At 58.1% G+C, this 22,305-nt stretch carries 15 protein-coding genes; 7 read left to right on the forward strand and 8 right to left on the reverse strand.

From position 1 onward, the window contains the following. The first annotated feature begins 204 nt into the window (after positions 1–204). From JOD69_RS12600 to JOD69_RS25070, 4 genes are all read left to right on the forward strand, one after another. A complete protein-coding gene (locus JOD69_RS12600) occupies positions 205–1,332 on the forward strand; it encodes a DNA repair exonuclease (protein WP_077732684.1) in 1,128 nt (375 codons plus the stop codon). Beyond that, entirely contained in the window at positions 1,329–3,983 is a 2,655-nt protein-coding gene (locus JOD69_RS12605) for an AAA family ATPase (RefSeq protein WP_077732685.1), read from the forward strand. The genes JOD69_RS12600 and JOD69_RS12605 overlap by 4 nt, the downstream gene beginning before the upstream one ends. Before the next feature lie 275 nt (positions 3,984–4,258). Beyond that, positions 4,259–6,385, forward strand: coding sequence for a hypothetical protein (locus JOD69_RS12610; protein ID WP_086133951.1), 2,127 nt, complete (start codon positions 4,259–4,261; stop codon positions 6,383–6,385). Continuing rightward, a complete protein-coding gene (locus JOD69_RS25070) occupies positions 6,382–7,104 on the forward strand; it encodes a DUF3142 domain-containing protein (RefSeq protein ID WP_168183789.1) in 723 nt (240 codons plus the stop codon). Before JOD69_RS12610 ends, JOD69_RS25070 begins: the two co-directional genes overlap by 4 nt. Before the next feature lie 42 nt (positions 7,105–7,146). Here the strand turns inward: JOD69_RS25070 and JOD69_RS12620 are convergent, their stop codons facing one another. Both JOD69_RS12620 and JOD69_RS12625 read right to left on the reverse strand, forming a co-directional pair. Continuing rightward, positions 7,147–8,223 carry a hypothetical protein gene (locus tag JOD69_RS12620; RefSeq protein WP_086133949.1) on the reverse strand — a complete coding sequence of 359 codons (1,077 nt, stop codon included), beginning with the start codon at positions 8,221–8,223 and terminating at the stop codon, positions 7,147–7,149. A 327-nt stretch (positions 8,224–8,550) separates the two neighbouring features. Further along, a complete protein-coding gene (locus JOD69_RS12625; protein ID WP_240506924.1) occupies positions 8,551–9,621 on the reverse strand; it encodes a glycosyltransferase family 1 protein in 1,071 nt (356 codons plus the stop codon). A 116-nt stretch (positions 9,622–9,737) separates the two neighbouring features. Here JOD69_RS12625 and JOD69_RS12630 point away from each other — a divergent pair, with 116 nt between their 5' ends. Further along, positions 9,738–11,105 carry an MFS transporter gene (locus JOD69_RS12630; protein ID WP_086133948.1) on the forward strand — a complete coding sequence of 456 codons (1,368 nt, stop codon included), beginning with the start codon at positions 9,738–9,740 and terminating at the stop codon, positions 11,103–11,105. A 26-nt stretch (positions 11,106–11,131) separates the two neighbouring features. On the opposite strand, the gene JOD69_RS12635 is transcribed toward JOD69_RS12630, so the two are convergent. Next, positions 11,132–12,346: an alpha/beta fold hydrolase gene (locus JOD69_RS12635; protein WP_240506921.1), complete on the reverse strand. Its 1,215-nt coding sequence runs from the start codon at positions 12,344–12,346 to the stop codon at positions 11,132–11,134. A gap of 161 nt (positions 12,347–12,507) precedes the next feature. On the opposite strand from JOD69_RS12635, the gene JOD69_RS12640 reads away from it, so the two are divergent. Beyond that, on the forward strand, positions 12,508–13,902 hold the full coding sequence (locus JOD69_RS12640; RefSeq protein ID WP_205781028.1) for an amidohydrolase family protein: 1,395 nt from the start codon (positions 12,508–12,510) through the stop codon (positions 13,900–13,902). Between the two features lie 302 nt (positions 13,903–14,204). Here JOD69_RS12640 and gndA read toward each other — a convergent pair whose 3' ends face one another. Together gndA and JOD69_RS12650 are read right to left on the reverse strand one after the other, a co-directional pair. Then, positions 14,205–15,716, reverse strand: coding sequence for an NADP-dependent phosphogluconate dehydrogenase (gndA, locus tag JOD69_RS12645; RefSeq protein ID WP_086133947.1), 1,512 nt, complete (start codon positions 15,714–15,716; stop codon positions 14,205–14,207). Positions 15,717–15,961: 245 nt separating this feature from the next. Continuing rightward, positions 15,962–16,651, reverse strand: coding sequence for a retropepsin-like aspartic protease (locus JOD69_RS12650; protein WP_077731059.1), 690 nt, complete (start codon positions 16,649–16,651; stop codon positions 15,962–15,964). 338 nt (positions 16,652–16,989) lie between these two features. Between JOD69_RS12650 and JOD69_RS12655 the strand changes: the two genes are divergently transcribed. Further along, a complete protein-coding gene (locus JOD69_RS12655) occupies positions 16,990–19,314 on the forward strand; it encodes a dynamin family protein (RefSeq protein ID WP_077731058.1) in 2,325 nt (774 codons plus the stop codon). A 221-nt stretch (positions 19,315–19,535) separates the two neighbouring features. Here JOD69_RS12655 and JOD69_RS12660 read toward each other — a convergent pair whose 3' ends face one another. Genes JOD69_RS12660 through fba form a run of 3 tightly spaced genes read right to left on the reverse strand, consistent with a single transcriptional unit; the run spans position 19,536 to position 22,299 of the window. Then, entirely contained in the window at positions 19,536–20,414 is an 879-nt protein-coding gene (locus tag JOD69_RS12660) for a phosphoribulokinase (RefSeq protein WP_086133945.1), read from the reverse strand. A gap of 37 nt (positions 20,415–20,451) precedes the next feature. Further along, on the reverse strand, positions 20,452–21,231 hold the full coding sequence (locus JOD69_RS12665; RefSeq protein WP_086133944.1) for an HAD-IA family hydrolase: 780 nt from the start codon (positions 21,229–21,231) through the stop codon (positions 20,452–20,454). Between the two features lie 3 nt (positions 21,232–21,234). After that, positions 21,235–22,299 carry a class II fructose-bisphosphate aldolase gene (fba, locus tag JOD69_RS12670; protein WP_077731055.1) on the reverse strand — a complete coding sequence of 355 codons (1,065 nt, stop codon included), beginning with the start codon at positions 22,297–22,299 and terminating at the stop codon, positions 21,235–21,237. Positions 22,300–22,305 lie beyond the last annotated feature (6 nt).

Here is a 22,305-nt window from a genome sequence, read left to right on the forward strand (position 1 = left end):
GGCTCAAGCATCGTTGACGCATGGTTCGGCGCGATTCGTTTCCAAAGAGTGTGCGCCGTCACTCGCCGGCGGTCCTTGCCCAGGCTTTTTAATTCCATGTGTTTTGTGAGGTTTTTACTTGAAGATAACCGAGCTTGTCAATCGGTTATTCACGTTAAACTATTCGTCGATCGTCAATAACCCTTTACAACCGGGGACATCCGTTTGATCAAGCTACTGCACACCGCCGACTGGCAGATCGGCAAGCTGTTCGGACAGTTCGAGCCCGACGATGCCGCTCTTCTCGCGGAAGCTCGATTCAAGGCCGTCGAAAGACTCGCGAGCTTGGCAACCGAAAACCGAGTCGACCTCATGCTGGTCGCGGGGGATGTTTTCGATGCGCAGGGCGTCGCAGACAAGACCATCCACCGGCTCTTCCATTCGATGGCGGGTTTCGAAGGGCCGTGGATCTTGCTTCCGGGGAACCACGATTCGGCGCTCGCCGAATCCGTCTGGACCCGCGCGCTCCGCCTCAAGGCCATTCCCGCAAATGTGACCGTCTGCCTGCAGCCGGAGCCCGTTCTGCTCGAATCGATCGGCGTCGCCGTGCTGCCGGCACCGCTGACCCAGCGCCATACCCATACCGACCTGACCGAATGGTTCGCCGGGGCCGAGACGTCCGTCGGCATGCTGAGGGTCGGACTGGCCCACGGCAGCGTTCAGGGCATCCTGCCGGAAGACATCGATTCGCCCAACCCGATCGCCCCTGAACGTGCCGAGCAGGCGCGCCTCGATTACCTCGCGCTCGGAGACTGGCACGGCACGAAACAGATCGATCCGCGCACCTGGTACAGCGGCACGCCGGAAACCGATCGCTTCAGATCCAACGAATCCGGCCGGGCGCTGCTGGTCGAACTGTCGGAACCGCGTGCAGTGCCGACGGTGACGCCGGTCGCGACTGGCCAATACCGCTGGCATTCGGAAGCGCTAGCGCTTCAGGTGCCGAGCGATGTCGAGCTAGCGTTGCCGAAAATTTCGGCTTTCGGACCGGCGGACGTCGTGCAGCTTGAACTGTCCGGACAAACCGATCTCGACGGATACCGGCGTCTTTGCGTGGCTATCGAGCAAGCCCGCGGCAACGCTCGGAGCCTCTTGGCCGATTTGTCCGCTTTACGTCTCGAACCGACCGCGGAGGACATCGACGCCTTGAAAGCGGACGGCTATCTGGGCGAAGTCATCGCCGAGCTCCGCGCAAGCCAGGACGGAGCGGACGCGGAAGTCGCACGGGAAGCGCTGGCCCTGCTGGCGGGCATCCTCGATGCTCAGCACGCGAAAGCCGGAGGTTCCTTGTGAGACTTTCCCGCATCCGTATCGAACAGTTCAAGAAGTTCCGGCAACCGATCGAGATCAAGGACCTCGAACCGGGGCTAAATTTGTTCACCGGACCGAACGAAGCCGGCAAGAGCACGATCGTCTCGGCCATCCGCGCTGCGTTCTTTGAACGGCATCGTTCCGGCAGCGTCGACGACCTGCGTCCCTGGGGCGATACATCGGCATCCCCCACCGTCGAACTGGAGTTCGCCATCGGGGATACTCATTACAGGCTCCTCAAGAGTTTTCTCGGCAAGAAGCGCTGCGAGCTGCAGATCGGCACGCAGCGGCTGGACAGTGCCGAGGCCGAAGACCATCTCGCGGAACTCCTGGGTTTTCGCTACGCCGGCCGGGGCGCCAGCGGTTCCGAGCACTGGGGCATTCCGGGGTTGTTGTGGATCCAGCAGGGAGCCGGGCACGACATTCGGGACTCGGTGACGCATGCGATAGACCACCTTCGTACTGCTCTGAACGCATCGCTGGGAGAGATAGCCAGCAGCGGCGGCGATTCGGTTCTGGCGACGGTCGAAGCCGCCCGCAACGAGTTGCTGACTCCTTCGGCCGGCAAGCCGCGGGGAGTGTATGCCGAGGCGCTCGATCAGGAGGCTGCACTGGCGAACGCCATTCGTGAACTCGACTCGGAAATCGCCGCTTATCGCCAGAAAGTCGATACGCTCGCTGCCCTGCGCCGCGAACACGCCGCCGACGAAGCCGAAAAGCCCTGGATCGGCTTTCGCGAACAGGAACGAGCCGCGGCCGAAAAGCTGGAGGCTATCGGGCGCGTCGAAGAAACCTTAGCCACCGAGAAATTGCGCGCGACCCAGGTCGACGAGCGGATCAGGCTGCTGCACGGTCAACTGGAAACCTTCGGGCGGCAGGAGAAGGAGCTCGAAACACGCGAGGCAGAACGCGAATCCATCCGGCAAAGGCTGGAAGGAGCAACCGCGCTCGTCGAGGAATGGCAGTCGAAGCGTGCCGAAGCGGAACAGCGCCACGAGGCGGCTCGCGAGACGCTGCGCCTTGCCCGTCAGGCGGATACCCGGCTCAGCCTGACACGGGAGCTTGACGCCGGCCGGCTGAAGCTGAAAAACGCCGCCGAGGCACTCGCAAGAGCCGAGACGGAGCAGGCCGCCGTGGTCGAATTGAAACGGCAAGCCGCCGTCACCGAGATCAAGCTTAAAGATCTCGAGTTGCTGCGGGATCAACACCGGCAGATTCGCGAAACGCAAATCCGGCTCGACACGGCTGCGACACGGCTGCGCTTCGCGATCGAAGACGGCCGTAGCATCGGAATCGGCGCCGAATCGGTCACCAGCAAGGGCGAAAGACTGCTGCTCGAAACGACCCCCCTCACGCTGCCGGGGCTGGGCCAACTCGAAATCGCGCCCGGCGGCTCCGACCTGTCCCAGCTTCGCGCCGAAGCGAAAGAACTCGCCGATAGACACGAAACCCTGCTGCAGCGGCTCGGCTTGCCCTCGCTGGAAGCCGCCGAAGCGCGTTATCACACCCACACTCGACAGCTTGCCGACATCAAAACGGCCGACGCCACACTGAAAGCACTCGCCCCACAGGGTATCGAGCCGCTTCGGACCGAATTGGCCGTCCAGCAAGCGCGCGTCCAAGAAATCGAAAAAGCCCTGAGCCAGCTTCCGCCCGAAACCCCGAAGGCGGCCAAACTCCCCTCCGTCGCCGAGGCGGAAACCGCCGAGGAATCCGGCCGGCAATCGCTCGCGCGGATCAACGACAGCCTGCACGAAGCGCGGCTCGCCGCCGGCAAAGAGCAGACGGCGTTCGAAACCGCGACGCGCGAACTCGCAGCCGCGCGCGCCGTAGTAGACGATCCGCAGCGGCCCGACCGAGTGGCGGCGGCAAACCGGGACCTGGTCGACGCCCGTGCCGAGCAATCCACCCTGGTCGCCCGTATCGAGGTATTGACTCGGCAATTGGCCGAAGCACGCCCCGATATTCTGAAACAGGATATCGAGCGTTTCCGCCTCAGCGCCGAGCAGCTCGAAAAGCGCTTCAACGAGCGCCGCGACCAATTGATGAGCCTACAAGTCGAGCTTCAGACGACCGGCGCCCAAGGGCTGGAAGAGCGCCGCGCGGAACTCGCCCGCGACCACGCGCAGATCCAGCGCAGGGTCGAAGAACTGCACCGCCGCGCCGACGCGCTGGACCACCTGCTGAAACTGCTGCGCGACAAGCGCCGCGCCTTGACCCAGAGGCTTCAGGCCCCACTGCAAAAACACCTCAACCGCTATCTCCAGCTCCTGTTCCCAGCCGCCTGCCTCGACATCGACGAAAACCTCTCGCCCGGCTCGCTGACGCGCGTCGGATCGAACGGATCGGAACTCGGCGACTTCGAGGACTTGAGCTTCGGCGCGCGCGAACAGATGGGCATCATCAGCCGGCTCGCCTATGCAGGGCTATTGCGCGACGCCGGCCGCCCCACCCTCATCATCCTCGACGACGCTCTCGTCCACTGCGACGAGGAGCGACTCGCGCAGATGAAACGCGTGCTGTTCGATGCCGCGACGCGGCACCAGATTCTGCTGTTTACCTGCCATCCGGCGAAGTGGCGAGATCTGGGAGTCGGGGCGAGATCGTTGGAGGCGATTCGATCCGGAACCTAAATGCCGATCCGTTTTGGAGTCTTAGCCAAGAGGGAGGATTTGCGCACTCGCGTAATCGGCATTTCCGCGGCATACACGGCGGGTTACGGCTGCCGCCTAACCCGCCCTACCGTGCTCGCAAAGTATGTAGATTTCGAAGGCTTACCTAGAATTTGTCGATAGAAGTTTCAATATCGATAAACCCAACCCTGAGAATAAGAATGAAAAACGAGCCAACCCGCCACAGCGGCGATTTTAGGGGGAAGTTTCGTTCTGATCATTCGAGGATGAGCCGAATGAAGCTGTCAGCTAAATTTCTGATTTTTCCACTCTCTTTCGCTTCCGCCGTCGCGCTGGCATCGGGCGATGGGTGCGATTTCTGGTGCGGCGAGTTTCCCAATGCCTATTTTCTTGCGCCCGACAACGATAGCCGCGGTAACCTGGGATTATTGCTCGAAGATCAGGGCGTCGTTCATTACCGGCCGAAGGCCATGCCGTTTCATTACGGCGAGTTCATGGAGCCGGCGAATCCCGCCGCGGCGGAATCTGAAAACACCGTGACTTCCCTAGCAGCCGATCTCGGTGTTGTCGGCGGCGACAGCGTTGCGAGCGATTTGCAGCGCTTGGCGGCAAGCGGTTATGGGCGCTGCCTGACCGACAATGTTCAAGCCGTCGAGGCGTTTCTCAAGGAGCTCAAGAACGCTACCCTGCCCGGCCAGGACGGGATGCTGCTGGCTCAGGAGCGCTTGCGATTTGCAGGCTTGTGCGAGAAAGCGATGGAAGGTCATCAGCCGCTTCCGGTATCGGAGGCGGCCAAGCCCTATGCCCATTATCTCGAAGCGGCGGCGAACTTCTACGCCGGCCGATATGAGCCGGCGCTAGCCCAATTCAAGGCCCTCGCGACCGACGCGCCGGACTGGGTGCGAGAAGCTTCGCTTTACATGTTGGGACGGGTGGCTTTGAACCAGGCGCAAATCCGATTCGATATGTGGAGCGAACCGAGTGCCGAGAACATCGACAAGGCGTTTTTGGACCAGGCGGCCTCCGCCTTCGGCGATTATCTGAAGACGTATCCGAAAGGACGTTATGCCGAATCCGCCAAGGGCTTGTTTCGGAAAATTCATTGGCTGGCGGCGGACAACGCGGCGCTGGCCGCGGATTATCAAGCCTGGCTGGCGACGATGGGTAACGGCACGACGAGCGAAACCGTCCTGGATTTCATCGACGAAACCGAACGCAAGGCCGATCCGGCGGGGAACATCGTTGATGCCCTCTGGCCTTCGCCGGTTCTTGCAAGTCTCGGCACGCTTGCCTCCTGGCGGCCGCAGAACGAAGGCGAGCCGTCGGTGCCTCCGGTGGATGTCGAAATGCTCGCGGCGCATCGGGGCGACTTCGCCAACGCCGGGCTCGAACCGCTCTGGTCCTACCTCGCCTTGGCGCATGCATTTTGGATGGAAAAGAATTATCCGGAGCTGATCCGGCAGACCGCATCCGAGCGCATCGCGGCAAAGCCTTCGAACCTGGCCTACAGCCGCTGGGTATTGCGGGGACTTTCCCTAATGGCGCTGCGGCAATTTCCGGAAGCCGAAAGCCATTGGCTGGAAACGCTGAAAACCGTCGAACATCCGGGGCAAAAAATACAGGCGCAATGGTTGTTGGCCTTGACCTGGAACGAAACCAGCCGATTGGACAGCGTTTATGCCAAGGACTCGCCTGTCGCCCTCCCCGAAATTCAGGATTACTTTATTCACAAGGCCAAACCGCCCTTATTGGAAAGCCTCCTCAAGCGGGAGGATCTGCCGCCCCATACAAAATCGCTCGCCTATTTCAGGCTTGTCAGCCAATGGGTGCGGCACCGCGACTTCGCCGCAGCCGAGCTGATATTGGCCGCTTATCCGCCCACCGAATTCGCATTGGCCGGAGACACGTTGGCGCCGCTGTCATCCGAGGGAGAGAAGGAAGGCTATACCTGTCCCGCGTTCAGGGAACTGCTCGCCGCCCTGCAAAAGACGCCGGATTCGGGACGCTGGCTTAACTGCATGGGGGATTTTCTCCGCACTTGGAATTGGAATGCCCCTGCTCCGGTCATCGCCGACGCAGATCCCGTCGATTTCGATCTCCATCGCTGGCATGAACCGGGCGACTACGGACTGCCGGCCACGCCGGCCGAGGATGCCTTCGGCGGGAAGACCTACACCAGCATGGATTATTACCGCGAAACCATCGAACGGCGTGGCCTGGCGCGAACGGATGACGACCTGGCCTATGCCCTGCATCGGGCCACTACCTGCTTCGCTTCGTCGGGCAATAATCATTGCGGCGATCAGGACATTCCCAAAGCGCAACGGGCGGCATGGTTCAAGCGGCTGAAAACCCAATACAAGAATTCGCCTTGGGCCACGGGGCAGAAATATTATTGGTGAGGCGGCGGCTTCGCGCCTGGGCGGCAATCGTTCTGGCCGGCTGTGCGTCGTGGTTCGGCAGCGCGCGCGCCGCTGTTGACTACTGGGCCTGGCATCCGAACGTGCATCTTGCGCGGATACTGGACGACGCTGGGAGACTCTATCTGTTCGAGGGCGAGCTTCTGGTACGCGGCGGAGATCCGTTCTTCCAGCGCCGAGGCTTCCCTCCCCCAACCGCATCGCCTCACCCCGTCGTTCTGGTGTACCGCCTCGAAGCCATGGAATGGCCGGAGCCGCTGCAACGGCAGGTGGAACGCGATCTCGCCGCATTCGAGGCAAAACGTAACCAGGTCTGGGGAATCCAGATCGATTTCGATGCCCGCACCCGAAATCTCGACCGTTACGGCGAACTGCTCGGGCAGGTCAGAGCCCGTCTGCCGGCCCGCTACCGCCTGAGCGTAACGGGCCTGATGGATTGGGCAAGCCAGGGAAAGCTGAAGGATCTAAACGCCTTGCAAGGCGTGGTGGATGAAGTCGTATTCCAGGCGTACCAAGGCACGGGACCAATAAAAGACCATCAACGCTATTTCGAGCGATTGTCCGCCCGAGGGCTGTCCGTGCCATTTAAACTTGGCCTCGTCGAGCGCGGCGACTACGACCCGGATGCCTTGGCCGCGGTACGGAAACATCCGTCATATCGAGGAACGGTGATTTTCCTGCTGCCCGATGCAAAGCGGTAGCGTGAGATAGAAAGGCGTCAGAATCATCCTGATCGCAGCCGATTAATCCCGCAAGGCCAGAGCCGATTGCTCGACGGCATGGTAGAAGACGCTCGTGTCCTCGATGAAGTAGTTGAAGAAGCCTCGCTGCACCGGAATCTCGATGGGCACCAGCTCGATTTCGTGGAATCCTTGTTCCTCCAAAGGCCCTTTCAGCCGTTGGTTCCGCAACAGACGGTTGACCAACTCGATGCGGGCGAGTTGCTGGGCATAGGCGCCGTTGAACCAAAGCTCCGTCTCCAGGTCCTGAACCTCGATAAAGCTTTCCGGCAACTCGCCCACCCATTGATACCGCTGGGGCCGCGGGATATAGATCACATGGGCGGCGCTCAACTCCGACAGAATGAACTGGCGGGCATAGGCGCCGTCGATGCGCTCTTGAGGCTTTCCATCGCGCTCGAACCCGTAAAGGCTGAGCCAGAGCGCATCCCGAACCGCGTGCGGCGTGATTTTTTCCGCCTTGACCGACGGCAGATCACCGCTCTTCCGCATCTCCTGCGTGTGCGCATCGTCTGGGCGCTTCTCCCGGCGCTCCTGCTGGACCGCGCGGTACGCCTCCCACGCGGCGGTGTTCATGTGAAGGTGCTCGGTCCCTAAACGCGGGCTGAAGCTATTGAAGAAAATCGCGATATCGCTGGCGTTGAACGCCTCTGCGATTTGGTGATAAATCTCCTCGGAGCGTGTCGGCACCAGGAGTTGCGCGGGAAACCAGAGATCGCACCACCGTTCCGGGGGAGTCCGATACCATCGGGAGAAAAGGCGCGTGAAATATTCCGGAATCGCCGGCCGGAACACGCCCTCGCCGCCATACAGATAAGCCAGCCACGATCGGAGCATGGATGGCGGCAGCTGGCGCCATATCTCCGAACGGGTATCATCGGCCGAGTTCTTGAATTCCTGTTCGAGGTCGTGCCCTTCCAGCCAGCGCCAGGTCCAGTAAATCATGCCGGACGTGCAGGAAAGCTGCGTCGGGGTTTTCCCTTCCTTTTGGGCGGCGTGCAGGAAGCCGGCCCCATGGGCGTTTGAGCCGCCTATCCCTCCGAGAGAAAACGCGATGTTCCTTTGGCCGTTTGCAGTCATATCCTGTCCTCCATGTTAAGCGAGACATAATCCATGCATCCTTTGCCTATCTGGCTGGCGCGATGCTTTCAGCCGCGTGCGCCAGACCTTGTCGTAAGCGGTGCAATCAGCTTCCAAAACGAGCATCGGCACAGACGTTCCACCCCCGGTCGCCAGCGAGCTATTGCAGGCGAATTATCTGCACCCTTCAGGCATCGTTACAGTCATGTGAAAACAATGATGAGTTAGACCCATACGGTGCCGAGTGTCACGCTCAAGGAGACAAAAAGTCCGTTGCGTTTTTGAAAACGGCGAAAAGTGGGGGATGGCTTCGTAGCCGCGCCGAATTCAATCGGCTCTCATCGCCATCGGGACCAAGTTTTCAACGAACTGTCGGGAACATGCGTCCCACGAAAATTCCTGCGCGTAACGCCGGCACTCCTGCGGATCGAGCGACAAGGCCGTAAGGGCAGCCTGCCGGAGATCGTTGTCCAAGACACCCACGCGCTCGTCCCGGATCACGTCCCGTGTGCCCCGCAACGGATAGGCCGCGACCGGAACGCCGCAGGCGAGCGCCTCCAGCATCACCAAGCCGAAGGTATCGGTCCGGCTGGGAAATATCAGGACGTCCGCCGCCGCCATGTAGCGGGCTAATTGCTCTCCGGTCCGATAGCCCACGAAGCGGACCTCGGGATATTTCATTTCCAGCTCTTTTCGTTGCGGCCCGTCGCCGACGACGTATCGGGTGCCAGGCAGATCAAGGCGGAGAAAGGCCTCGATGTTCTTTTCGATGGCGACACGGCCGGCGTACAGAAATATCGGGCGCTCGTCCCCGAGAAAATCCTTTCCCCAGGGCTGAAAGAGTTCTGTGTCGACACCCCGCGACCAGCGCACCAGCCTGCGAAACCCTTTGGAGGCCAACTCGTTCGCGAGAGATTCCGTTGCGACCATGACCCGATGGCTTCGGCTGTGGAACCAGCGGAGATACGTCCAGCTCACGCAATAGGGTATGCCGGCCCGGAGCTTCAGATATTCGTGAAAATGACTATGGTAGGACGTTGTATACGGAAATCCTTTCGCGCGGCAGTAACGGCGAGCCGCGAAGCCGATCGGCCCTTCGGTGGCTATATGCATCGCGTCCGGCTTGAAGGCTTCGATCAGAGGCCGAAGACGGGGGCCGCACAGGAAGGACAGCCCCACAGCAGGGTAACCGGGACACGGCCAGGTTCGAAACCGATCGGGCGTGATGATTTCGACCGTGTGTCCCGACTTTTCCAGCGCGCGACGGGTATTCGTCAAGGTCGTGACGACGCCATTGATTTGAGGATGCCAGGCATCGCTGATCACGATAATCCGCAAAACTTCCTCCTGGGCATGATCGGCGAAGCGCACCGTCGATTTTTCGGGCGGTGCCGGCATACGAATGAAATGCGGCCGCCCGGTTTAAAGAGACCACTGGAAACCGGACCGCTTTCCAGCATTGAAATCGTCAGCAAGGCGGGTAGACTCCGGGATTATTGTCTTTCCGCAATATCATGGACAGACCGCCGCTTCACCACAAGATCATGCTGTACTATGCGTCGCCGCATCTCACGCATGCGGTGGCGACCTTGCCGGTGGCGCTCTTTGTCCCTGCCTTTTATGCCGACGACATGGCCTTGCCGCTCGCCGGGGTAGGCGTGGCGATCGCCGCGTCGAGGGCGCTGGATATGGTCAGCGATCCCCTCATTGGCATTTTGAGCGACCGCCTCAAGACACGATGGGGCCGCCGCAAACCCTGGATTGCCATCGGGACGCCACTCCTGATGCTGTCCGCCTGGATGGTCTTCGCACCGGCCGGCAAGGTTTCGCTGCTCTATCTGTTTGTCTGGGCGAGCCTGCTCTTCTTCGCCTTCACCCTCGTGGATCTGCCCCACAAGGCATGGGGCGCCGAACTCTCGACGGACTACACCGAGCGTACGAATGTAGCGGCTTGGCGCGAAGGATTAGGCGCGCTGGGCCAGATATTGTTCCTAGGCGTGCTGTCCGTCTTGGATTATCTGGGGTACGTGGAAAACCGCGATCAGCTCCGGGTCATCGCCATCATCATCGTTGTCAGTTTGCCGCCGCTGGTAACCGTAGCGCTGTCCAAAGTGCCGGAATTTCCGTCCGAGGAACTGGCGGGCGAACGCCTCGGCGGTTGGGCGGGGCTCCGGCTGGTATTGCGCAATCAGGCTTTCATGCGGACCTTGATTACCTTGCTGCTGCTGGGTACGGCGGTCCTGATTCAAGCCACGCTGCATCGACTGGTATTGACCCATGTGGTCGGCCGCCCCGACATCTTCGCCACGATGATTCTCGCCGAAAACCTCGTCTCGCTTGCCATGGTGCCGGTTTGGATGAGTATCGCGAATCGCATCGGCAAACATCGGGCGATCATTCTCGCCGCGTTTTGGATCGGATTGTGGAGCGTGGGGTTTCCCTGGGTCGATCGCGGCGATACGGCGCTCTATGTGACCTTGATCTTATTGAGGGGCGCAAGCTTGGCTTCCATTTTCATGTTGGCGAACTCTATCGCTGCCGACGTGGTGGATCACGACATCGTCGCGTCGGGCCGGCAACGGACGGGCCTCTTTTTCGCGGTATGGGGCATAGCCATCAAACTGGCCGTCGCCCTGGGGGTTCTCTTGGGCACCGCCCTCCCCGCCGCCTTCGGTTTCGAGCCGTCCGCCCCCGCTCAAGCTCCCGAAGCGAAAAAATGGCTATTGGTGATTTACGGCTGGCTGCCGTGCCTGATCATCGTGTCGGGGCTGCCGATCATGTGGAATTTCCCGATAGACCGTATTCGACAGCGGGCGCTACGGGAACAAATCGCTGCGCGGCGAGCCGGCGTTTTCAAATCGGACATAGGCGGGGCGGCCTAAGTCGCCTCTTTAACACGCTCATGGGATCATCGCGCATTATTCGCTCTCTCGGCGGCAACTTGGTTTATGGAGCTAAGACGGCGGTCCAGCCATCCCTCGATTTTCCTGAGCAGTTCGTGACGCAATGGCGGCGCGGAAAACAGCTGTTCGTGGTGAACCTTATCGATGAGCGGCAGGATTTGGTTATCCGGGTGCTTATCGAAGGTCTTGCCGGCAAAATCGTGACTGCCCCAGGCCGGCGTGATCGGATCGCCGGCGGAATAAACGAGGAAATAAGGGGTGGCAAACCCCGCCATCTCTCGCCTGAAACGAACGATCTCCCCTTCGACCCCTTTTACGTAACGCAGGATGCTGCGGCGGATGATATAGCCGTCGGCGCGGTGGCGTGCCCTCTCCTCTTCCCAGTCGCTCAAGTAATCCGGCACCCAGCCCGGTGTCGTGGGGGAAAAGATATGCCGCAGGCCCGGCCATGACAGCACCTCGAACAGTCCGTCCAGCAAAGGGACGGTAGCGAGCGCCAATGCCTGGTTGGCGATCAACAACGGAAGCGGCTCGCCATGAGAACGAAGGAAATGCTCCTCGGCGTAAAAGGACAGCTTGACGACAGGCGTTTGAAAATAGCCTCGCCAGCCCGGAACCTCGGTCACCGAAAAGGCGGGGCCTAGGAATACGATGCCTTGTATCCGGGATCGTAAATCGTCCTCCGGCGCTTGTTCGAGCAGATAGGACGCGGAGATCAATGAACCCAGGCTGTGGGAAAGGATAAAAATCGGAAGACCCGGTTTGCCGCGCTGATCGCAGACCTCGATCAGGCGCCGCAGCACTTGATCCAAGTCTCGCCGCATCGGCTCCAGATTGCGCAAGCTCGCCTGCGCCAAATAGGCATCGCTGACGTCGAACTCGGAAGCCCCGCCAGTAATGGCCCGGTCGGCGGCCAACAGGCTCGGATTGGACAAGCCGTGAGCGTAAAGATCGAAACCCGCCACGATGAAACGCCTCGCAAAATAGGCGGCGATCTCGTCGTAGCGGCCGATGTATTCGTTCATGCCGTGGACGATCAGGATACAGGCCGGAGCGACCGCGGGTCGTGGCGGCATTTGGACGCGCATCGGCAACGGGCTGTCGCGGTCATTTCTGGACAGCCATACCTCCTGCCCCCATCGGGGATAGGGTTGGGTGACGAACTGCCGGTGAGCGCAACCGCACGACATGGACAAAACCAGGATGAGAATCAACTTCACAATGGTATATCCGAAGGGTAGCCAAGGGTATGTTTGCGCGCATTGCAGTCGTGGCAGTGATGCCTGAGCGACGAGAGTACCTGCTTGGACCGTGACAATCGCTTTTTCCGAGCGTAGCCTGATCACGGCGCGATTCGCTTTTCTGCTCAGGAGATCGATTCATGATCGAAAACGTCCGCCTCTGTCGTCCGGCGATCATCGCCTTTTTCCTGATCGCTTGGGCAGTCCTCTTCTGTTCGGTGTCTTTGGCCGAATCCGCCAAAACGCTGATTCGAAATGCCTCCCTCATCTTGACCATGGATTCCTCGGTTGGCGCGGGCGATTTGGGGATCGTGGAGAACGCCGATATTCTGATCGAAAAAGACAAGATCGCGGCGGTCGGCAAGCATCTGCGAAGTACCGGGGCGCGTGTCGTGGACGCCACCGGGATGATCGTCATGCCGGGCTTTGTCGATGTGCACAATCATCTGTGGCAGTCGCTCATTCGGGGCTGCGGCACAGACCAGGACCTCATGGGTTGGCTGGATGCCTGTGTGCTTCCCTTGTTCGACCCGCAAATTACCGTATCGCGCTCGGAGGCCTATGCCGGCGTACGGCTGAGTACGCTGGACCTGATCGACACCGGAGTCACCACCACCGTCGAATGGTCCCACGCCTTTACGCCGGAATTCGTTCGGGGAGAACTCCAGGCGCTGACCGAATCAGGGCTGCGTTTCGTGTTTGCGTATTTCGGACGCGACGACCCTGGCGTTATCGCCCATATGAAGCTGGTCAAGCAGACCCTGATCGATCCCAATCCCAAGGCGAGTTTTCAGGTTGCATCCCACCCGGCTGAGGCATCACGTGACGACGTTAAAGCGATGGCGAAGCTGGCCAAGGAATTGGGCGTAAAACACCATGTTCACCTGTTGGAAAATATCGAGAACCGCGACGAAAACATGTTCGACGTACTCGCGGAGTCGGGCGCCCTCGGCCCGGATCTCCTGGGTGCACACGCAATCCACCTCACCGACGAGGAAATCGGGATACTCGCAGCCCAGGACGTGCGCGTTCTCCACAACCCGATCAGTAATATGCGCTTGGCATCGGGTGTGATTCGCCTTCCGGAGCTAAAGCAAGCCGGCGTTCAGGTAGGTCTCGGCCTGGACGGGGGAACGAACGACACCAGTGACATGTTCAATAACATGCGGGCGGCGGTAGGACTGCAGCGCGCCAGGACGCTTCGACCCGACGTGTATCCAACGGTCTCGGACGCATTGCGCATGGCCACCGTGGACGGGGCGAAGCTGCTCGATATGTCCGACCGTGTGGGCTCGTTGACGCCTGGCAAACAGGCCGACTTGATCATCCTAGATCCGGAGAAATTCAATTTTGCCCCACGTGGGGATTGGGTTAGCCAAATCGTGTTCAACGGCCAACCTCGAAATGTGGAATGGGTCTTCGTGGGAGGGCAAGTGCTGAAGAATAACGGGAAAATACTCGGCGTAAACCCGGCGAAGGTTATAGAAGCCGCGCAGAATGCGGCTAACCGAATTCAAGATGCTCTCGAGCCGTAACTCAACTATCGTCCATGCGGAATGCGCGCGTACGGGTGACTTAGAGCCGTAGGTCGGCAATCCTTTGCCGACCAAGCCATTTATCGACCCGCTATGTCGGGAAAGGATTCCCGACCTACTACAGCCAGGAGGCTGCTAACCCAAACTGTAAAATGCTGTAGAGCCATCGAACCAGAGTTAGCCGACGGATCGGTCAGCCGTTTGATTTCAGCATTAACCCGTCGGATGGCACGTCGGTTGTGCTGGTCGTATCGGTTGCTCCAGAGCTCCCGAATCGAAAACAGAAGCCGGAAATATTCCGTTTAGACCTCTATCTGAGGACGATCGGGCGTCGGCCAGTCGAGATGAAAGAACTTGCCTCGTGGCTGATCGGTCCGCTCGTAAGTATGAGCGCCAAAATAATCGCGCTGCGCCTGCAACAAATTGGCGGGGAGCCGGGCGCTCCGGTAGCCGTCGAAATAAGCCAGTGCGGAACTGAACGCCGGGACGGGCATGCCGTTCTGTATGGCGATGGTTACGGTCTGCCGCCAGCGGCTTTGCCCTTCATGCAGTACGTCCTTGAAATAGGGGTCTAGCATCAGGTTCTTCAGGCCCGGATTGCGGGTGTAGGCGTCGGTGATCTTTTGCAGGAAGCGCGCGCGGATGATGCAGCCGCCCCGCCAAAGCTGCGCGATGGTTCCGAAATCGAGCGTCCACTCGTAGGCTTTTTGTGCTTCCGACAGCAACTGAAAGCCCTGAGCATAGGCGCAAATCTTGGAGCAATACAGCGCGCGCCGGACCGCATCGATGATCTCTGCCGAATTGGACGCCGGCTGAAGATCCGGGCCTTTCAGCAATCGACTGGCTTCGACCCGCTCCTCCTTCAGGGCCGACAACGCACGGGCGAATACGGCTTCGGCGATCGAATTTGCCGGTGCGCCCAGTTCCAATGCGCTGGCGGCCGTCCACATGCCGGTGCCTTTCTGGCCGGCTGCATCCAGCACCTGGTCGACCAGGAAACCGGGGCCCGCCGGATCCTTCTGTCCCAAGATGTCCCCGGTAATTTCGATGAGATAGCTGGACAGTTCGCCGCCATTCCACTCGCGGAAGATCTCCCCGATCGCGCCGGCATCCAGCCCAAGCAGATGTTTCATCAGCCAATAAGCTTCGCAGATCAACTGCATATCGATGTACTCGATGCCGTTGTGCACCATTTTGACGTAGTGCCCGGCTCCGTTCGGTCCGATATACGCAGTGCACGGTACGCCGCCCTCCACCGGTTTTCCGGGCGCGGCGCCTTCCAAAGGTACGCCACTTTGCGGATCGACCTTAGCGGCGATGGCGCGCCAGATCGGCTCGAGCTCGGCCCAGGCGCTCGGGCTGCCGCCCGGCATTAGAGAAGGTCCGAACCGCGCGCCGGTTTCGCCACCCGAGACGCCGGAACCGATAAACCGAAATCCCTTTGCGGTCAATTCCTTGTCTCTGCGTATGGTGTCCAGCCAATGCGCATTGCCGCCGTCGACGATGATGTCGCCTGGATCGAGGTGAGGCAGCAGGCTTTCGATGGTGCGATCGGTCGGTGCGCCTGCCTTGACCAGTAGAATGATCTTGCGGGGACGCCGAATGGCTTGGGTGAACTCCTTCAGATCGGTAAAGCCCAGGACGCGCTCGCCGGATGGCTCTTTCTGCCGACAACGCGTCATGAACTCCGCTGTTTTCTCGGAGCTGCGGTTGTAGACTGCGATGGAATAGCCGTGATCGGCGATGTTCAGCGCCAAGTTTTGGCCCATGACCGCTAATCCTATTAGCCCGATGTCCGCACTGTCACTGTTCATAATGGCACCTCTTGTTGCTGGATAATGAGCGGAATTTCCAAATGGCATTTAATCACGCCGGTCGTTGCTTGAACCAAGCAAGTGATTACCGTGCGTAAAGAAAGTAAAGCCCTATTCGAATCGCTCTCACCCCCCTCTTCCAGAGGGAGAGGGGGCACTTGTGGCTTTACTTTCTTAACTATTAGTAATTCGTACCGCCGTTCGGCTGGATCTCGGGACGTCTTCCATACCCTGCGTAAGAGAGGTCATTTCGCAAGCAGAATCAGTTCATTCTCTGCTTCGTCCAAAGTCACGCGGAAACGGCTCAAAAAGCTCATTCCCAAAAGCTTCGCACCGCGGAGACGGTCGTCCGGAAAAAAAGCGACCGGCACGGCTGCAGCCGAAACGGGTCCCACCCGAACCGATTCTAGGATACCGGCTTTAATCGGCACAATATCGTTCGCGGTATGACTGACTCCCGGCTGAAGGGCTTCGGGAACGAAACCCAGTTCGCTTGCCATCGATTCCGGCAAAGCAAGCGTCGAGGCTCCGGTGTCGACGATCAAAGTAACCGGAAAAGCCACGCCGTTTGGTCCTACCAACACCGTTTCGACCTGATGATGGGGGCCGAGCCGCGTCGTTTTGATGGTGGCGTTAAAGGCGCGCGTTTGCGCCGGCATTTTCGCGCTGGTGATCAACAGCCGGTCAACCGCTCCGGGCCGATCACTCATGAGGACGTAGTTGTAATCTTCGAGAAGCATCCTGAGCCGGGTCGGCAGGTCGCCCGCCGCATTTCGCGCAGATTCGGGTCCTAGGCGATCGAGCCCTTGCACGACAAATCCGTGTTCGGCCGCTAACGTTTCCAGCTGGGTGCGCAGAGTTTCCGCTTCGGCCCATGTCGGTGATATGCCGATCAGAAGCATTCCTAAGAAAAACCGGCGTAGACGTCTTACCATGAATTTCCTCATGCAATCATGCTCTCACTGAAACCGTCTTCGACCACGATCCAGGTCCGTTGATCCGGAAAGCCGTACGCCGAACTCGTCGTCCGCCGTTTGGAGCCGCCTTCTTGTGGTAGGCAGGGGTTTTTTGTCCGTCATTGGAACGACCTTACGGAAATTCCCGGAATGCGTTGCGGCGGCAAGTCGATCGATTTTAGCCGCTAAGGTCTGCGTAACATAAATGGTAATATATTCCGTTAATTGACCATGGTCTTATGGCTCGGCCTTTACCACTGTCGGCAGCTTAAACCTAAAATATCGCTGGCACCTAAAAATAATCAGGAAACCTACGGATGAAAGAGTCGGATTACAGCAATTACGTCAAAGCATTCACACGCCTGTTCGAAGCCTACGACGCCGCCGCGCCATATTTAGGAGTCACCGACGATTTCAAATATTATGTCAACCGCAAGCGCACTTGGTTGGAACGGCTCAAATCGCCGGAATTTCCGGTGGCGTTTCTGGGTGCATTCTCGGCCGGCAAGAGCACCATCATCAACGCCGTGCTGGGCGACGATATCTTGCCCCAGGCAACCAAGTCTTTCACCGCCATTCCCACGCTGATCCGTAAAGGGCGCGCTAATCGGGCCGTTATCCATTACCTCAACGAAAGCGCCCGAGACGAGCTGAAAAACCTGTATCTCGAAGAGTTGTCCAAGGAGTTGCGCAAGAGCAGCGATACTTACCGAAAGCTGAGCAAAGGCGAATTGCTGGGCACATTGGCAAAGGATATCGAACAGTACAAAAACCAATTCGGCTCGTTCAACAAGCAAAAATTCTTCGATGAGTTGAAAACCTTGATCGAAGGCTGGAATAAACTCAACGGATCGGTCAAAGAAATCGCTCTGGCGGAGTTGCCGAGCTATGTCACCGAAGATTACGAGGACGTGCTGTTCGTAGATCAGGCAGAAGTCTTCCTCACCGATGTCAGCATCCCCGAAAACGTCGTTCTCGTCGACTTGCCCGGATTAGGCGTGGTCAATCCTCGCCACCGCAAGGTGACCAAATCGTACGTCGAAAACGACGCCAAGGCGTTCGTCATCGCCATGAAGGTGTTTCACCTGCTGGAAGGCGAAGAGATCGAGCTGTTGGCCGAAATCCACAGCCAACGCAAGCGCGTGCTGCAGCGCGCCTTTTGGGCGATCAATCAGTGGGACGTGCTGAGCAGTCAGCAGAAAAAGGAAGAGTTGGCGAACTTCGCGCAAAAAATCGATCATTACGGGTTTCATATCGCCAAGGACCGTGTGTTTCGGGTATCGGCGCTTAATTACCTGCTGCTGAAACTGATTCAGGAAGGCCGGCTGGAAAAGAGCGGCAGTATCCGCGAACATGTAGATGCTCTTCAGAAAGCCATCGGCAAAATACCTGAACGAAACGAGGCTGAAGGTTTTATCAAGTCGCTGGACGAAGCCAAGAATTTCGCCGCATTCCGCAGCAGTCTGTTCGAGTATTTAGCTCACACCGCCAAAGCCGAATTCCTGGACGAAGCGCGCAGCGAATATGTCGATTTGGCCAAGCGACTGCGGGAACGCTTGGAACCGCTGTATCAAAACTACAAAAACAAAAGCGATGACAGTATGAAAAGCACCTTTATCGCCGGCGAATTATCGCGCCGCCAGGACGAAGTCCTGCGGCACCTTCGTACCACCGTAGAAGAACACATCAAGGTACTGCGTACCGAGGTACTGCCGGAATTTGTATTCTGGCGTGATGAAGACCGAGAGCAGCTGGGCGAGCAAATCGTCAACGCCATCGACACCTTGGATCGCAAAGCGCTGAAGAACGAACTGCTCAAAGGCCTGGATCTGCATAGCGTCGTCAGCCGACTGCCGCATAAAATCGAGGAAAACCTTCACATTCAGCATACATTCCGCAGTCAGTTGCAACACCTCTTGGAGGAGCAGATCGTACGCCGTTATCTCTTGCGCCTGCTAGACGGGATTTCTTCCAACGAGGCGCTGCCGGATGAGGTGCTTACGGTTCTAAGTGACCGTTTGAGCGGCCGCGATATGGTTAACCGGCTGAAGGGTATGTGTGACGTGTTCCTGTTCGAGTACGGCGGTGTCATCGACGAACTCGGACGTACCATTATGGCTAAGGAGGCCGACGAGTCCGTCCAGAACAAAGAAGACATCGTGGAATTAGTTCAGAAGAATGCCGACCGCGCCCTGGAAATCGCAAAGAGCGCGCGCCTGCTCGGACCTGACGCGGGTGTCAAGCAAATGCTGGCTTTAGGGGTGGACAAACTGACGAGCATTTACCGAGCCCTTACGGAAACCCAGCCGATATCGCCCGTGACTGCAGGTCAATCCGACGAAATCGATCGTGCCCTCGAGTGCTATAAGATCGGCTTGCTCGATTACACACGCAAGCAACAACGTCAAATCAACAAATTCGCGCGCCGCGGCATAAAAAACTATTTCGAGGAATTGGAAGAGGATTTGCTGACCTATTTCGAATCTGTCAAGGACGAGATAGCCAAAACGATCATGAAACAGCTCAATACCGATATCGACGCCGAATTGAATTCCGAACTGCAAAAGCAGAAAGTGATCAAGGATGCTTATCAGGTCGTGACGACTGCCGTCAGCCAAGGTCGAAGAAGCGCCGACAGTTGAACCGAGACCGCGGACTATCAGTCTTCCGTCGGCTTGCTTTATTTTCCTATTGAGTTGTTTTTCATCGCAGCTGCGGCGTGACGCACGCCAAACATGTAGACCGGAGAAAGCCGCCGTAGGTCGGTAACCCCTTACCGACAAGTAGACCTATTCATGGAAACCTTAACGTGTAGCGTCCGCCATACCAATGCTACATAAATCCAGAAAGATTCCAGCAGCCTTTACGCTTTTTTACGCTCGTCCATCAGACGCTCCATGATCGGCCGGAATATGATTTCCATCGCCAGGCCCATTTTCCCCCCGGGAATAACGATAGAATTGTGTCGGGACATGAAGGACTTATGAATCATCTGCAGCAGATACTCGAAATCGATGTCGAACTTCGTTGGATCTCTGAAGCGGATGATCACAACGCTTTCATCCGGCGTCGGAATATCGCGCGCGATGAAGGGATTTGAAGTATCCACCAAGGGAACTCGCTGAAAATTGATATCGGTACGAGAAAACTGCGGCGTAATCACCTTCACGTAATCCTCCATCCGCCTGAGGATGGTATCGGTGATGTCTTCCGGATTGTAGCCAAACAGAGAGTTATCCCGATGGATTTTCTGAATCCATTCCAAATTGACGATGGGAACGACGCCGACGAGCAGATCGGTATATTTCGCGACATCGATGGTCTCGGTCTTGACCGCGCCGTGCAACCCCTCGTAGAACATCAGGTCGCTCCCACGAGGTGCTTTCTCCCATGGTGTGAAAGTCCCAACTTGGTAGCCGCCGTGCTTTTTCCCCTCTTCCTCGCTGCCAATATAGTACCGACGCTTAGCGGAGCCGGTTTCCCCATATATCTTGAAGGTCCTTTCCAGCTCGTCCAGGATATTGGCCTCAATCGAGAAATGACTGAAGTATTTTCCTTCTTGCTGCGCCTGGGTAATTCGTTCATGCATTTCGAGGAGGGTGTATCGATAAAAGCTATCACCCTCAATCATGAGAGGCTTTAATCCCAGCCGAAAAAAAATGTGCTCAAAAGACTTCTTTACAGTTGTCGTACCCGCACCGGACGAGCCGGTGATGGCAATGACAGGGTGCTTTTTCGACATGGAGGACTCCTCAAGGAACCGCGAGTTTATTGTTGCTTTATTGTTTTTCGCGAGTCCAGCGTTCAAATAATCGCCTGAGAACGTCAATATCGACCAGACTGAACACTTCCGAAGGAGCTTCGCTCAGGCACGTCAAAGGCTGTTCCGGCTCTCCGAGGTGATCTATTACCAGTACTGCCCCGGTAAAATCCTGACCGGAGGTGTAGTCGTTGACGGTAATCAGAGTCGGAATGCCAGCTCCGAGCGACGCTCGCAAGCCGTTTTCCGAATCCTCAAATGCAAGGCAATCCTCAGCCTTCAAGCCTAATTTCGTCAGCACGTACTCATAGATATCGGATGCCGGTTTCTTGTTCGAAACGATATCGCCTGCAGCGATCACTTCGAACCAATCCGGTGCGTCGGTATCGAGAGACGCCGCCAGCAAGGCTTCGACGTTTTCCGCAGACGCGGTCGTCGCGATAGCCAGCCGTAATCCTGCGGCCCTGGCTTCCTTGATCAAGCGAATGATACCCGGCCTAGCCGGAATTCCTTCCCTGTTCAGCAGGTCGATATAATGGCGCGTCTTCGCGGCGTGCAGGTTCTCGATGAATTGGCTTAGTTCGCCCTCGCCGCAGGGGATCTCAGGGTGATAACTGGCTATGAAATGGCGGATGCGCTCCTTGCCGCCAGCAACAGTCAATAACTCGCCATACAGGGCTTCGTCCCAAACCCAATTCAAACGAGCTTCGGCGAAAGCTCGATTGAATGCGACGCGGTGACCTTGGCGTTCCGTATCCACCAGTGTGCCATCCACGTCGAAAATAAGGGCTTTGAACACGGTCTAAGTGACGACCGGATCCAATTCTCCCTTGCTGTACCGCTTGTTCATCTCTTCCAAACTGATGACTTTGATCTTCGAAGCCTGGCCAGCAGCACCGAATGCTTCGTAACGGGCTGCACAAATGCTGGTCATAGCTTTTTGCGCTTCCTTGTAGACTTTGCGCGGATCGAAGTTCTTTTTGTCCTCGACCATGTACTTGCGCATAGCGCCGTACGACGCGATACGAAGATCGGTATCGATATTCACCTTGCGTACGCCATGACGAATACCTTCTACGATTTCCTCGACCGGCACACCATAGGTCTGGCCGATATCGCCGCCGTAGTTATTGATCATCGCCGCCCAGTCTTCCGGTACCGAGGAGGAGCCGTGCATGACCAAGTGGACGTTTGGAATCCTGGCGTGGATTTCTTTGACGCGGTCGATGCGTAGCACTTTGCCGGTCGGCTTCTGAGTAAATTTGTAAGCGCCGTGGCTCGTACCAATGGCAATGGCCAAGGCGTCGACCTTGGTTTTCTTGACGAAATCGGCAGCTTCGTCGGGGTCCGTCAGCAGCTGAGAATGATCCAACTCGCCTACTGCACCGTGGCCATCTTCCTCGCCCGCTTTTCCCGTTTCCAACGAGCCTAGGCAGCCCAATTCACCCTCGACGGAAACGCCGCACGCATGCGCCATATCGGCGACCTTGCGGGTGGTTTCGACGTTGTATTCATAGCTGGAAGGCGTTTTCATGTCTTCCAGCAAGGAACCATCCATCATCACCGAACTGAACCCGGACTGAATGGCACGAATGCACACGGCTGGCGAAGCACCGTGATCCTGGTGCATGCAGATCGGAATATGCGGGTACATTTCCGCCGCGGCGAGAACGAGATGGCGCAGAAACGGCTCGCCCGCATAGCTACGCGCGCCGGCGGATCCTTGCAGAATCACCGGAGCGTCGACTGCGGAAGCGGCTTCCATGATGGCCTTGACCTGCTCCATGTTATTGACATTGAACGCCGGCAGACCGTAGTTGTGCTCGGCGGCGTGATCCAACAATTGTCTTAAGGAAATGATAGCCATCGATCG

Source organism: Methylocaldum sp. RMAD-M, from assembly GCF_017832375.1.
GTDB lineage: Bacteria > Pseudomonadota > Gammaproteobacteria > Methylococcales > Methylococcaceae > Methylocaldum.